This window comes from Candidatus Methylomirabilota bacterium (assembly GCA_035260325.1).
In the GTDB taxonomy this organism is placed as follows: Bacteria; Methylomirabilota; Methylomirabilia; order Rokubacteriales; family CSP1-6; genus AR19.
Genome location: DATFVL010000287.1, coordinates 1 through 12,981, shown reverse-complemented (window position 1 = coordinate 12,981; position 12,981 = coordinate 1). Strand labels below are relative to the sequence as shown.

At 72.3% G+C, this 12,981-nt stretch carries 14 protein-coding genes and 1 riboswitch; of the genes, 2 read left to right on the top strand and 12 right to left on the bottom strand.

Translation table 11 applies throughout. The features are described from left to right. The 6 genes from VKG64_18255 to VKG64_18230 form a co-directional block, all read right to left on the bottom strand. Positions 1-435: alpha/beta hydrolase (locus VKG64_18255; GenBank protein HKB26983.1), on the bottom strand; the 435-nt coding region annotated here is incomplete at its 3' end. A gap of 13 nt (positions 436-448) precedes the next feature. Beyond that, entirely contained in the window at positions 449-1,234 is a 786-nt protein-coding gene (locus VKG64_18250) for a TatD family hydrolase (GenBank protein ID HKB26982.1), read from the bottom strand. Then, positions 1,235-2,572, bottom strand: coding sequence for a TldD/PmbA family protein (locus tag VKG64_18245; GenBank protein HKB26981.1), 1,338 nt, complete (start codon positions 2,570-2,572; stop codon positions 1,235-1,237). Positions 2,573-2,633: 61 nt separating this feature from the next. Then, complete coding sequence (tldD, locus tag VKG64_18240) at positions 2,634-4,082, bottom strand: metalloprotease TldD (protein ID HKB26980.1); 1,449 nt, start codon at positions 4,080-4,082, stop codon at positions 2,634-2,636. A gap of 84 nt (positions 4,083-4,166) precedes the next feature. Next, positions 4,167-4,967 carry an ABC transporter substrate-binding protein gene (locus VKG64_18235; GenBank protein HKB26979.1) on the bottom strand — a complete coding sequence of 267 codons (801 nt, stop codon included), beginning with the start codon at positions 4,965-4,967 and terminating at the stop codon, positions 4,167-4,169. Positions 4,968-4,970: 3 nt separating this feature from the next. Continuing rightward, positions 4,971-6,299 (bottom strand): amidohydrolase, encoded by a 1,329-nt coding sequence (locus VKG64_18230; protein HKB26978.1) that lies wholly within the window; start codon positions 6,297-6,299, stop codon positions 4,971-4,973. 64 nt (positions 6,300-6,363) lie between these two features. Here VKG64_18230 and VKG64_18225 point away from each other — a divergent pair, with 64 nt between their 5' ends. Beyond that, positions 6,364-7,239, top strand: a complete 876-nt coding sequence (locus tag VKG64_18225; GenBank protein ID HKB26977.1) for a LytS/YhcK type 5TM receptor domain-containing protein — start codon at positions 6,364-6,366, stop codon at positions 7,237-7,239. A gap of 9 nt (positions 7,240-7,248) precedes the next feature. Here the strand turns inward: VKG64_18225 and thiO are convergent, their stop codons facing one another. The 6 genes from thiO to VKG64_18195 all read right to left on the bottom strand — a co-directional run bounded on the left by thiO (position 7,249) and on the right by VKG64_18195 (position 12,454). Then, positions 7,249-8,334: a glycine oxidase ThiO gene (gene thiO, locus VKG64_18220; protein HKB26976.1), complete on the bottom strand. Its 1,086-nt coding sequence runs from the start codon at positions 8,332-8,334 to the stop codon at positions 7,249-7,251. Continuing rightward, positions 8,331-8,954: a thiamine phosphate synthase gene (gene thiE, locus VKG64_18215; protein ID HKB26975.1), complete on the bottom strand. Its 624-nt coding sequence runs from the start codon at positions 8,952-8,954 to the stop codon at positions 8,331-8,333. The genes thiO and thiE overlap by 4 nt, the downstream gene beginning before the upstream one ends. After that, positions 8,942-9,721, bottom strand: coding sequence for a thiazole synthase (locus VKG64_18210; GenBank protein ID HKB26974.1), 780 nt, complete (start codon positions 9,719-9,721; stop codon positions 8,942-8,944). The genes thiE and VKG64_18210 overlap by 13 nt, the downstream gene beginning before the upstream one ends. A gap of 2 nt (positions 9,722-9,723) precedes the next feature. Next, positions 9,724-9,924 carry a sulfur carrier protein ThiS gene (thiS, locus tag VKG64_18205; protein ID HKB26973.1) on the bottom strand — a complete coding sequence of 67 codons (201 nt, stop codon included), beginning with the start codon at positions 9,922-9,924 and terminating at the stop codon, positions 9,724-9,726. Between the two features lie 42 nt (positions 9,925-9,966). After that, positions 9,967-10,067, bottom strand: a riboswitch (TPP riboswitch). Between the two features lie 44 nt (positions 10,068-10,111). Then, the gene (locus VKG64_18200; GenBank protein ID HKB26972.1) at positions 10,112-12,061 is read right to left on the bottom strand and encodes an acetate--CoA ligase; all 1,950 of its coding nucleotides are present in this window, start codon (positions 12,059-12,061) and stop codon (positions 10,112-10,114) included. A gap of 24 nt (positions 12,062-12,085) precedes the next feature. Further along, entirely contained in the window at positions 12,086-12,454 is a 369-nt protein-coding gene (locus VKG64_18195) for a retroviral-like aspartic protease family protein (protein ID HKB26971.1), read from the bottom strand. Positions 12,455-12,556: 102 nt separating this feature from the next. Between VKG64_18195 and VKG64_18190 the strand changes: the two genes are divergently transcribed. Beyond that, positions 12,557-12,981, top strand: a 425-nt coding sequence (locus tag VKG64_18190; GenBank protein HKB26970.1) for an SDR family NAD(P)-dependent oxidoreductase, incomplete at its 3' end; no start/stop codon positions are given.

Here is a 12,981-nt window from a genome sequence, read left to right as displayed (position 1 = left end):
GTCCTCGCCCTCCTCGAGGTCCTCGAGGTTCGCCGGCGCGTTCCACGTCACGACCGGGACGCCGTCGCCCTGCTCCGCGGCGACGTGAAGCGCGGCGAAGCCGCCGAGACTCGAGCCGAGGAGGCCGAAGCGTCCGTCGAGGCGCCCGTGGCCCCCGAGGAAGCCCAGCACCGCGCGGACGTCCTCGATCCGCGTCGCGATCGTCGTCTCGTCCTCCCGCCCGGAAGACTCGCCGCACCCGCGGAAGTCGAAGCGCGCGAGCGCGAGCCCCGCCCGCGGGAGCTCGGTGCCGAGCAGCAGGTACTTGTCGCTGTCCTTCGAGGCCGAGAGACCATGGCACGCGACGACGCAGGGGGCGCGCCCGTCGGTGTCGGGGAGGTGGAGGACGAGCGCGAGCTTGGCGTCGGGAAGCGGGACGCTGTGCCGCTCGATCATGTCACGTCTGGGCTCACACCCAGACGAGATCGAAGAGGCGGCAGGCGTTGGTCGAGAGCTGGTGCATCACGTCCTCGACCGGCATCTGCTTGAGCTTGGCGATCTCCTCGGCGACCCGGCTCGCGAACCACGGGCCCGACGGGAGCCCCTCGAACTCCCCGCGGTACCTCCACGGGCCATCGCTCTCGACCAGGAGCGATTCGACCGGTACCGCCTGGACCAGCTCGCGGTCGCGCTCGCGATAGACCACCTCCGGCGTCACCGACACGAGGTATCCCGCGTCCACGATCTCGCGCGTCACGTCGGCCGGCGCCTTGTGCCAGTGGAAGACCGCGCGCTCGATCCGGTAGCGCCGGAGCGCCTCGAGCGCGCCGGCCGCGGCGCCGTGGGGCGCGTGGAGCGCGACGGGAAGGTCCCAGCGGGCGGCCAGGCCGAGGAGCCGGTTGAGGCGCTCGCGGCCGCGCGCCACCAGCGACGCCGCGTCGGCGGCGCCCTCGAGCGAGTACCAGGGCAGCCCGACCTCGCCGACGCCGACGATGCGCGCGTGGTGCCGGGACACCTGCGCCTCGACCCGCTCGAGGTCCTCGTCGGTGAGCGACGGCGTGTCGGGATGGAACCCGAGGCACGCCCACACCGCCTTCGGCGCGGCCGCGGCCGCCGCCAGGGTGCGCGCGTTGGCCTCCGGACCCACGCCCACGGCGACGACGCCCCAGACGTCGTGGGCGAGCGCGGTCCGCAGCGTCTCGCGCAGGTTCGCGAAGGCCGGGTCGTGCAGGTGGCAGTGGCTGTCGATGATCATCTAGTTCCCCGCCACGACCATGCGGCCGATCTTGAGCGTCGGCGACACCGTCCGGTCGCGCAGGGCCAGGTCGTCGCCCACGCCCTCGATCCCGGCGAACATCTCGAGGAGGTTGCCGGCCACCGTGACCTCCTCCACCGGGTAGGCGAGCTCGCCGTTCTCGATCCAGAGCCCGACCGCACCGCGCGAGTAGTCGCCCGTGACCCCGTTGACGCCGAAGCCGATCAGCTCGGTGACGTAGAGCCCCTGCTTCACGGAGCCGATCAGCGCGGCCGGTGTCTCGCGGCCGGGCAGGAGCATGAGGTTCGAGGTCGAGACGGAGACGCCGCTGCCGTCCCGCGACGCGTGGTGGGTGGACTTCATGCCGAGCTTGCGCGCGGTGTACGTGTCGAGCAGGTAGGACTCCAGCACGCCCTCGCCGACGAGCGTGGCGCGCCCCGTCGGGAGCCCCTCGCCGTCGAACGGGCGCGAGCCGAGCCCGCCCGGGATCAGCGGGTCGTCCACGATGGTCACGAGCGGCGCCGCGATCTTGGCGCCGAGCCGGTCGAGCAGGAACGAGGCGCGGCGGTAGAGGCTCGGCCCGCTCGCGGCCGACGCGAGCGAGCGCACGAGGGTCGCCGCGGTCTCGGGATCGAAGACCACCGGCACCTCGACGGTCTTGACCTTCCGCGCTCCGAGGCGCCGCACCGCGCGGCGCGCCGCCGTGCGCCCGACCGCCGCGGGGTCCTCGACGCGCGCGCGCCGGCGCGCGATCGAGTACCAGGAGTCGCGCTGCATCTCGCCGCCCTGCGCGGCCACCGGGGACACGCTCACGCCGAAGCTCGTCGTCCGGTAGCCCTGGGCGAACCCGTGGGACGTCGCGTAGGCGTAGCGCGTCCGCCGGTCGTAGCACTCCGCGCCCTCGGAGTTGGTGATCCGCGAATCGCTCTCGAGCGCCGCGGCCTCGCACGTCCGCGCGATCTCGACCTTCTGCTCGGGCGTGAGCTCCGCGGCGGCCGTGTCCTCCAGCTCGAGGTCGGGCGGGCGGCCGATCAGCTCCCCGGGGTCCGGGAGCCCGGCGCAAGGATCCTCGGCGGTGGCGCGGGCGAGCGTCGTCGCCTCGTCCACGAGACGCTCGAGCGAGTCCCGCGAGAAGTCGGACGTCGAGGCCGCGGCCGACGCGCGTCCCGCGAACACGCGCAGCGAGAGCCGCTGGTCGCGCGAGTGGGTGACGGTCTCGATCTCGCCCATCCGGACCGAGGCGCTCCCGCGGCTCTCCTCCAGCACGAAGCCGTCGGCGGCGGTGGCGCCGCGCTCGACCGCGCGCCCGAGCACCGAGACGAGCAGGTCGATCTTCATTCTAGCGGGGTCCGCGAGGCCGGCGCGACCGTGGGTGGCCTGAGACAGGCGCGACCCGGCTTCATACCGCCGTCCCACCCACCGTGATGTCATCAATCCGAGTCGTCGGCAGCCCGACGCCCACCGGCACGGACTGGCCTTCCTTGCCGCAGGTGCCCACGCCCTCGTCGAGCTCGAGATCGCGCCCGACGCGAGAGATGCGCGTGAGCGCCTCGGGGCCGTTGCCGATGAGCGTGGCGCCCTTGACCGGGGCGCCGACGCGGCCGTCCTCGATCAGGTAGGCCTCGCTCGCCGAGAAGACGAACTTGCCGCTGGTGATGTCCACCTGGCCGCCGCCGAACGTCACGGCGTAGAGACCGCGCTTGACGGACCGGAGGATGTCCTCGGGATCGTCCTCGCCGGCGAGCATGAAGGTGTTGGTCATGCGCGGCATGGGCGGGTGGGCGTACGACTCGCGCCGCCCGTTGCCGGTGGGCGTCATCCCCATGAGCCGCGCGTTCAGCCGGTCCTGCATGTAGCCCGTGAGGATCCCCTTCTCGATCAGCACGGTGCGCCCGGTCGGCGTGCCCTCGTCGTCCACGTTCAGCGAGCCGCGGCGGTTGGCGATCGTGCCGTCGTCGATGACCGTCACCAGCTCCGAGGCGACTTTCTGGCCCATGCGGCCGGCGAACGTGGACGTGCCCTTGCGGTTGAAGTCACCTTCGAGACCGTGGCCCACGGCCTCGTGCAGGAGGATGCCCGGCCAGCCGGGGCCGAGGACGACCGTCATGGACCCCGCCGGCGCGTCCACGGCGCCGAGCTTCAGGACCGCCTGGCGTGCGGCCTCACCGGCGAAGCGCCGCCAGCGCTCGCCCTCGAGGAAGAAGTCGAGCGGCACGCGGCCTCCGCCTCCGTGAGACCCGATCTCGCGCTTGCCGTTCTCCTCCGCGATCGCCGTGACGTTGAGCCGCGTGAGCGGGCGGATGTCGCCGACGGTGAAGCCGCCGGGCGTCGCGATCAGCATGACCACCTGCTCGCTCGAGAGGGAGACGAACACCTGCCGGATCCTCGGGTCCGCCGCGCGGCAGGCGGCATCCACGTTCCTGAGGAGCGCGAGCTTGCGTTCGAGGTCGGTGACGACGGGGGGCTCGGCGAGCGAATAGAGGTCGTGGGGCCTGCCACGCGAGGGGACGGCGACCGTCGCCGAGGCGCTCGCGCGGTCGGCGATCGCGCGCGCCTGGCGCGCCGCCTCCTCGAGGTTCTGGATCGAGATGTCGTCGGTGTGGGCGTAGCCCGTGCGGGTGCCCGAGAGCGCCCGGACGCCGGCGCCCTGGCTCACGTGGCGAGAGGCCTTTTTGACCGTCCCTTCCTCGAGTTGCAGATCCTCGTTGATACAGTACTCGAGGTAGATGTCGGCGTCGTCCACCCGGCCGATGAGGCTGCCGCCGAGCACCCTTTCCATGAGCCCTGCTGTGACGTTGAAGCGATCGGCGAAGAAGGTCTCGGGGCGAACGCGAGCAAGGTCTTTCATCAGTCCTCAGGCTCCCCGGGCCCGGGGAGGTCCCAATGCTAGCGCGGGCCACCCCCTGCCCCAAGCTTTTCTCAGTGGCTAATTCTAAGCCGCTTGGAAAGCCTGAATCACCTCGTGGATCCGGCGTAAACCGTGCATCAGCGAGGGCCCGGGAGCCAGGACGTCCTCCCCCGCGATCTCGTGGATCTGGCCGCGCTTCACGGCCGAGATCCGATCCCAGCCCGGCCGGGTGGCGATCTGCGTCCGATCCACGGGCTTGCCGCACCAGGACGCCAGGATGATCTCGGGGTCGCGCTCGATCACCGCCTCGGGCGCGACGACGCGGCCGGACGCCGCGTGCTGCTCGCGGAGCTCGGCGAACACGTCGCGGCCGCCCGCGATCTCGATCAGCTCGGAGACCCAGCGGATCCCCGCAATGAGCGGGTCGTGCCACTCCTCGAAGTAGACGCGCGGCCGGTCGGGCCACACCGCCGAGTACTCGCGGACCTGCCTGACCTCGTCGGCCATGTCCTGGACCAGCGCGCGCGCCGCCGCCTCGCAGCCGAGCGCGCCGCCGAGCAGGAGGATCGCGCGCAGCACGTCGTCGAAGGAGCGCTGGTTGGTGCAAAGCACGGCCACGCCGGCGCCGACCAGGTCGCGCACCACGTCCTTCTGGAGGTCGGAGAACCCGAGGACAAGATCGGGCTCGAGGGCGAGGATCCGGTCGAGGCGGAAGGTCGTGAAGCCGCCGACGCGCGCCTTCTCGCGGACGGCCTCGGGGCGCCGCGCGGTCCCCGGGACGCCGACGACGCGCTCGCCGGCGCCGACGAGATAGGCGATCTCGGCGGTCTCGGCCGTCAGGCAGACGACGCGCCGGGGAAACGCGATGCTCGTCTTGCCGTACACCCCCTACCCTTCGTACACCTCGTGGCGGGCGAGGCCTCGCTGGAAGGCGAGATACCGCTCGCGCGTCATCGGCGGCTTCGCCTTCTGGAGGACCTCGCGGGCCCCGGCGGCGCCGTCCGCGAGCAGGTCCACCACCATCGCGGCCAGGGCCTTCGCCGTCACCAGGTACGCGAGAGGCTTGTCCACGATCTCGAAGTCCGCGCCGTGGCCGTTCCCGCGCGCGCCACCGACGTAGGGATGCAGCACGGGCATCACCTGCGAGAGATCACCCATGTCGGTCGAGCCCGTCCGGTGGCCGATCGGGCGGTAGTGCTCCTCGCCGACCAGCGCCGCGGCGTTCTCCTTGAACCAGCGCGCCATGAGCTGGTCGCACGTCATCGGCATGTAGCCCGGCAGCGTCTCGATCTCGACCTTGGCGCCGAGCGCGAGCGCCCCGGCGCGGAACGCGCGGTCCACTTTCTTGTTGGCGTCGAGGACCGCGTCCATCGTCCGGCCGCGCACGTAGGTCTCGAGCCGCACCTCGCCCGGGATCACGTTCACCTGCGAGCCGCCGTGGGTGATGATCGGGTGGACGCGGATCGTGTCACCGTCGCGGAACGTCTCGCGGAGCGCGTTGATGGCCATGAGCCCGATCTGGGCGGCGTAGAGGGCGTTGATCCCCATGTGCGGCGCCCCGCCGGCGTGAGCCGCGCGGCCGATGTAGCGCACGGTCTTCACGATGCAGCCGTTGTTCGACGCCGGGACGCCCGCCTTGCCCTCCTCGGGCCGCGAGGTCGTGTGGATCATCATCGCCATGTCCACGTCGTCGAAGTGGCCCAGCCGCAGGAGCTCGGGCTTGCCGCCGAGGAACTCGAGCTTCCCCGCCCGCGCCTGTGCGACGCGCCATTCGATATCGCCGTACTCCTCGGCCGGGACCGCGAGGAACGCGACCCGGCCCGCCAGATGCTCCAGCGCTCTGGCGTCGAGCAATCCCATCGCGGCCCCCAGCATCCCCGCGACCTGAGCGTTGTGGCCGCACGCGTGGGCCGCGCCCGTCTGGGGATCGCCCTCGGGGTGGCCGGCGACGACCAGCGCGTCCAGCTCGCCGAGGACCGCGAACGTCGGCCCGTCGCCCGCCCGCCCGGGCGCGTCGGCGCGGACGCCCGTGAGGGCCAGGCCCGTGCGAGGCGCCAGGCCGAGCTTCCCGAGCGTCTCCTCGACGAGGCGGGCCGTCTTCACCTCTTTGAACCCGAGCTCGGGATGGCGTCGGATCTGCTCCCCGAGCCCGATGATCTCCTCGCCCCGCCGGTCGATCGCCGCCCAGACGCGCTTCTTGAGCTCGTCCCTCGTCATATCGCTCCTTTCGGGAAAACGCCTCGTCCGGCATACCATAGTGCCGGAGGGACGGGAGGAAAACATGGAATTCCATCACGTGATGGAGGCCGCGGGCGTCCTCGTCCTCGGGCTCGTCTTCTACTCGTACACCTTCCGCTGGCGCGGGCCCTGGGGCCGGCTCGACTCGCGGGCGCATCAGGCCGTCAGCGGGCTCGCCTTCGGCGGGCTCGCGGTGGTCCTGATGATCTCCCGCATCCAGGTGAGCAGCGAAGGCTACTTCATCGACGCCCGGGCCGTGCCGATCGCCCTCATCGGCCTCATCGAGGGCTGGCCCGCCGCGCTCCTGGCCTCCGCGGTCGCCTCGTGCTACCGGAGCTGGCTCGGCGGCGCCGGCGCCGTGGCGGGCGTCCTCGGAATCGTCGGCATCGGCGTGGCGGCGAGCCTCGTCCACGTCTGGGCGCGCCGCGGCGGCGGCGCCAAGGCGCGCCACGCGCTCGCGCTGGCGGGCGCCGCGTTCGCCGTGACGTTCCTCTCGTTCGTGGTGCTGGGCACCCACGGGTTCGAGCTGTTCCGCCCCGTCGCCTTCCCCTTCTTCGCCCTGAGCTTCGTGGGGATCGGGCTCGGCGCCTACCTGTTCCGGGACGTGGTCGAGAGCCGCACCGCCGAGACGGCGCGCCGCGACGCGGCCGAGCTGCGCGCGGTCACGCTGCTGGCCCGCGCCGCGGCCCACGAGATCAACAATCCGCTCACGATCGTCATGGGCGGGGTCGGCCTGGTCGGCAAGCGCCTCCCGGCGGACAGCGAGGAGGCGCAGTGGCTCGCGCGCGCCACCGACGGCGCCCAGCGCATCAAGGAGATCGTGGAGCGCATGAACAACATCACGCGCGTCGCCGAGATGCCGGTGCAGGGCATGCTGCCGCCGATGCTCGACATCAGGAAGTCGGGCCAGAAGAACTGAGCCGCGCGCTCAGCGCCCCGCGAAGCGCGCGGGGAGGAAGTCGCCCACCTCGAGCCCGGGCTTGCCCGTCGTGATCCAGTCGGTCATGACCCGCGCGCTGATCGGCGCGAGCAGGATCCCGTTCCTGAAGTGCCCCGTGGCGAGCCAGAGCCCCTCGATCCCCGGCCACGGGCCCAGCACCGGCAGACCGTCCGGCGCCCAGGGCCTGAACCCGCACCAGGTGCGCGCGATCGGGAGCTCGCGCAGCGAGGGCACGAGCTCGATCGCCCCGCGCAGGAGGGAGCTGATCCCTTCCACCGTCACCGCGCGCTGGAAGCCCGCCCGCTCCACCGTCGCGCCGATCAGGAGCTCGCCCGAGGGCCGCGGGACCAGGTAGGCCTCGCCGTGGACGCAGTACGTGAGGACGGGCGGCGTGTGGACGAGCGCCACCATCTGGCCGCGCCGGGGCTCGATCGTGAGCCGGACGCCGAGCGGGGCGGTGAGCTCCGACGTCCACGCTCCGGCGGCGAGGAGGACCGCGTCGCCCTCCACGCGCTCGCCGCCGGCCTCGACGGCGCGCGCGCGGTCGCGCTCGACCACCACGCGCGACACATTCGCGCCCACGCGGATCTCGACGCCCGCGCCCGCCGCCGCCTGGGCGTAGGCGATGACGAGGCGCTGGTTGTTGAGCCAGTGGTCGCCGCGGACGAAGACCGCCCGCTGCACCTTCGGCGAGAGCGCCGGCTCGAGCTCGTGGAGGGCCCGGCCCTCGAGCACCTCGACGCCGAACTCGGGGGCGAGGGCCCACGCCTCGGGCGCCTTCTCGGTGAACGAGAGCGGGTAGAGGGTCCCGCGCGTCACGTGCTCGACGTCGATCCCGGTGCGCTCGCGCAGCTCCTTCACGACGTCGGGGTAGAGCCGCCAGCTCGCGAGCGCGAGCCGGCCAAAGGCGGACCGCGCGGACTCGCCGAGCGGGGCGAGGAGCCCGGCGGCGGCGCTCGAGGCCTCGGCGCCGGGCGTCGAGCGCTCGAAGAGCACCACCTCCGCGCCGGCCTTCGCGAGCTCGTACGCCGTGGCGCAGCCGATGATCCCGCCGCCGACGACCAGAACTCTCACGACGCGGCCAGCGCGTCGAGGAACCGCCGCGTCGCGTCGGCCGGCGAGTCCGCCGCGAGGATGGCGGAGATCGCGGCGACGCCTCCGGCCCCGGCGCGTCTCAGCTCACCGACCCGCTCTGGAGTGACGCCGCCGATCGCGATCACCGGGATCGTCACGGCCCGGGCGACGCGCGCGAGCGCGTCGAGCCCCTGGGGCGGCCCGTAGGAGCGCTTGGACGGCGTCTCGTACACCGGGCCGAAAACGAGCCAGTCGGCGCCGCCGATCTCGGCCTCGAGCGCCTCGGGGAGCGAGTGGACCGAGGCGCCGATCCGGAGGCGCTTGTCCACGAGGGCGCGGATGTCCTTCACGGGGAGCGAGGTGGACGTCCGCTGCACGGCGTCGGCGCCGGCGGCGAGCGCCACGTCCACCCGGTCGTTCACGACGAGGAGCGCCCGCATGTCGAGGGTGAGGCCGCGTAGCCGGCGACACAGGAGCGCGAGCTCGGCGGCGCCGAGGTCCTTCTCCCTCACCTGCACCGCGGGGAGCCCCGCGGCGAGGCACTCGCCCACGAGCGTGACGAGCTCGCGACCGCGCGTCTGCGTGCGGTCGGTGACGAGGGTGAGCCTCAGCTCGTCCAATCGGGCACGCCCTCGAGCGGCGAGGACGCGGTCGCGTAGAGCTTCTTGCTGATGCGCCCCGAGCGGTAGGCGAGCCGTCCCGCCTCGACGGCGAGCCTCATCGCCCGCGCCATCTCGACGGCGTCGCGGGCGCCCGCGATCGCCGTGTTCATGAGGACACCGTCGCAGCCGAGCTCCATCGCGATCGCGGCGTCCGACGCGGTGCCGACGCCCGCGTCCACGATGACGGGGACCGTGACCGTCTCGAGGATGATCTTGATGTTGTACGGGTTGCGGATGCCGAGGCCCGAGCCGATCGGGGCGCCGAGGGGCATCACGCACGCGGCGCCCGCGTCCTCGAGCCGCTTGGCGATGACGGGATCGTCGTTCGTGTAGGGCATCACGACGAACCCCTCGCGCGCGAGCGTCTTCGTCGCCTCGAGGAGGCCCTGGACGTCGGGGAAGAGCGTACGCGCGTCGCCGATGACCTCGAGCTTCACCATCTCGCCGAGCCCGGCCTCGCGCGCGAGGTACGCGGTGCGGACCGCCTCGTCGGCCGTGTAGCAGCCGGCGGTGTTCGGCAGGAGCGTATAGCGCGTCGTGTCGAGGTGGTCCAGGAGCGACTCGCCCGAGGGCAGGCTGACGCGCCGGAGCGCGACCGTGACGATCTGGGCGCCGGAGGCCTCGTGCGCCTCCTTCATGATCTCCATCGACGAGTACTTCCCCGTGCCGACGATGAGCCGCGACGAGAACTCCTTGCCGCCGAGAACCAGGTTCGTGTCACTCATGATCAACCTCCACCCATCGGCCGGACGATCTCCACCTTGTCGCCCTCGCTGAGGCGCGTCGCCGCGTAGGCGCTCTTCGGCGTGACTTCGCGGTTCACCGCGACGGCGGTGAACTCGCGCTTCACGCCGAGGTGCGTCAGCAGGCCGTCCACGCTCAGGCCGTCGGCGACCTCGTGCTCCTTGCCGTTCACCACGATCTTCATAAGCAAAACGGCCGCAACCCTCGTGGGGTGCGGCCGCATTCGGTCTCGCGCTCGCCGTGTTCCCTTCGCTGGGATTATCCAGAGCAGGTTCGAGGGGTCCCGGGCCGCACCCGGTTCTCAGGAATCCTCCCCCCACGGCGACACCCGGAGTATACCACCGCGCGCGGGCACCTTCCGGCGCGCGTCTTCATCGGGCCTCCGTGATGGCCGTGACGGCCGCGGGGTTCTCCAGTGACGAGAGGTCGCCCGGCTCTTTGCCGAGGTAGGTCGCGCGGATCACCCGGCGCATGATCTTGGCGCTCCGGGTCTTCGGGAGGTCGCGGGTGAAGAGCACGCGCTCGGGCTTGAGCGCCTTGCCCATCTGGTGCGCGACGCGCTCGACGAGCTCAGCGCGAAGCGCGTCGCCCGGCGTCTCGCCGGGGCGCAGCACGACGAAGCAGACGATCGCCTCGCCCTTCACCGCGTGGGGCACGCCGATGACGCCGGCCTCGGCGACGGCGGGGTGACCGACGAGTACGGACTCCACCTCGGCCGGGCCGAGGCGCTTGCCCGCGATCTTCAGCGTGTCGTCCGAGCGCCCCTGGATGAACCAGAACCCGTCGGCGTCCACGTATGCCCAGTCACCGTGGACCCAGACGTCCTTCCAGCGCGACCAGTAGGTGTCCTCGTAGCGCTCCGGGTCCTTCCAGAAGCCCTGCGTCATCCCCGGCCAGGGCGCCTTGACGACGAGCTCGCCCACCTGGCCGCGGACCGGCTTGCCGTCCTCACCGAAGCAGTCGGCGGCCATGCCCGGAATGGGGCCGGCGAACGAGCACGGCTTGATCGGCGCGATCGGGAAGCAGCCGAGGATCCCGCCCGAGATCTCGGTGCCGCCCGTGTAGTTGATGATCGGCACGCGCGCCTTGCCGGCGTTCTCGAAGAGCCAGCGGTAGGGCTCGGGGTTCCAGGGCTCCCCGGTCGAGCCGAGGATCCGGAGCGACGAGAGGTCGTGGGCGTGGACGTGCTCGGGGCCGTGCGGCATGAGCGCGCGCACCGCCGTCGGCGAGAGCCCCATCACCGTCACCTTGTGGCGCTCGGCGAGCGCCCAGAGCCGGTCGGGCTTCGGGTAGTCGGGCACGCCCTCGAAGACGACGGCGGTCCCGCCGTGGAAGAGCCCCGCGGTGATCAGCATCGGGCCCATGAGCCAGCCGAGGTCGGTGAGCCAGAAGAGCCGGTCGCCCGGGCCCACGTCCATCAGGTAGCCGAAGTCGTGGGCGCACTTGACGAGGAAGCCCCCGTGCGTGAGCACGGCGCCCTTCGGCCGCCCCGTCGTCCCCGACGTGTAGATGATGAGGCACGGGCGGTCGGCGTCGACCGCCAGCGCGTCGCACCGGTCCGGTTCCTTCGCCACCAGATCGTGCCACCAGAGGTCGCGCCCCGCGGCCCACGGGATGTCGCGGCCGAGCCGCCGGTAGACGATCACGTGCTGCACGCTCGGCGACATCGCGACGGCCTCGTCGGCCGTCTCCTTCATCGGGACGACCGCGCCGCGCCGGTAGAAGCCGTCGGCCGTGATCAGGAGCTTCGCCTCGCAGTCCTGGAGCCGCGAGGCGACGGCCTGGGCGCCGTAGCCCGAGAAGCACGGCGTGTAGATCGCGCCGATCCTGACGACCGCGAGCGTCGCGATCGCCGCCTCGGGCGACATCGGCAGGAACACGCCCACGCGGTCGCCCTCGCCGATTCCCAGACGCTTCAGGGCGTTGGCGAGCCGGTTCACCTCGCGCGCGAGCTCGCGGTAGCCGAGCGTACGGCTCTGGCCGTCGTCGCCCTCCCAGATGATCGCCGGCTGGTCGCCGCGCCCGGCGTCGAGGTTCCGGTCCACACAGTTGTCGGCGAAGTTCATGAGCCCGCCCGGAAACCACCGGGCCCACTGGATGCCGCGCGAGACGTCGCGCACGCGCGTGTACGGCCGCGTGAAGCGCACGCCGAGGTCGCGGACGACCGCGTCCCAGTACCACTCGGGGTCCTCGATCGAGCGCCGCTGGAGCTCCTCCAGCGACGCGATCTTCTGCGCCCGCATGAAGCGCGCGATGCGCGAGCGCTCCGCGTACTCCTTCGTGGGTCGCCAGACGATCTCGCTCGTGCCGGTCTCGGCCATGGGCTCCTCCCCGACAGGGGGAGTTTACCCCACGAACTCCATGAGCAGTCCCGGGACGGGGACGAGACGGCGGCCGACGGGATCGGGCGCGAGCCGCAGTCCTTCGAGCGCGTAGGCGCCGAGCAGCGGCGTCGCGTCGGGGTCGGCGAAGACGTAGAGCGTGACGACGACGCGGTCGCTCACACGGATCCAGGCTTGCCCGATGTCGCGCTCCACGCGCCGGCCGTCAGCCAGCACGAACGTGTCACGCGCTTGGGGTGTCACCCCGAGCCGCCGCAGCAGCGGCGCCGGCACGCTCGTGTAGGTCGCGCCGGTGTCCACGAGCGCCTCGACCGTCTCCCAGCGCTCGCCCGCAGCGTCGCCGATCTCGATCAGCACCCTGAACGTCCCCATGGCCCCGAGGCTACCCGGCGGCACGACACAAGGCAATGCATCGAATCCGATACGGGGCCGACGGTCGTAAAGCGTCCGGCCGCCGGTGATAGAATCCGCGCCGTGGCGCTCGAGGTGCCCGATAGCTGGGGACTCGCGGGGAAGGTCGCCGTCGTGACGGGCGGGGGCGCGGCCGGCGACGGCATCGGCAACGGCCGCGCCGCCGCGATCCTCCTCGCCCGGGCGGGCACGCGCGTGGTCGTGGTGGACCGCGACGCCGCCCTGGCGAAGCGGACGGTCGAGATGATCGCGGCGGGCGGCGGCGAGGCGATCGCCGTCGAGGCCGACGTCACGCGCGCCGCCGATTGCGCCGCGATGGTCGAGGCGGCGCTCGAGCGTTACGGCCGGCTCGACCTCCTCGACAACAACGTCGGCATCGGCAGCCGCGGCTCCGTCGTCGACGAGAGCGAGGAGAGCTGGCGCCGGGTCATGGACGTCAACCTCCACAGCATGTTCCTCACCGCCAAGCACGCCATCCCCGCCATGCG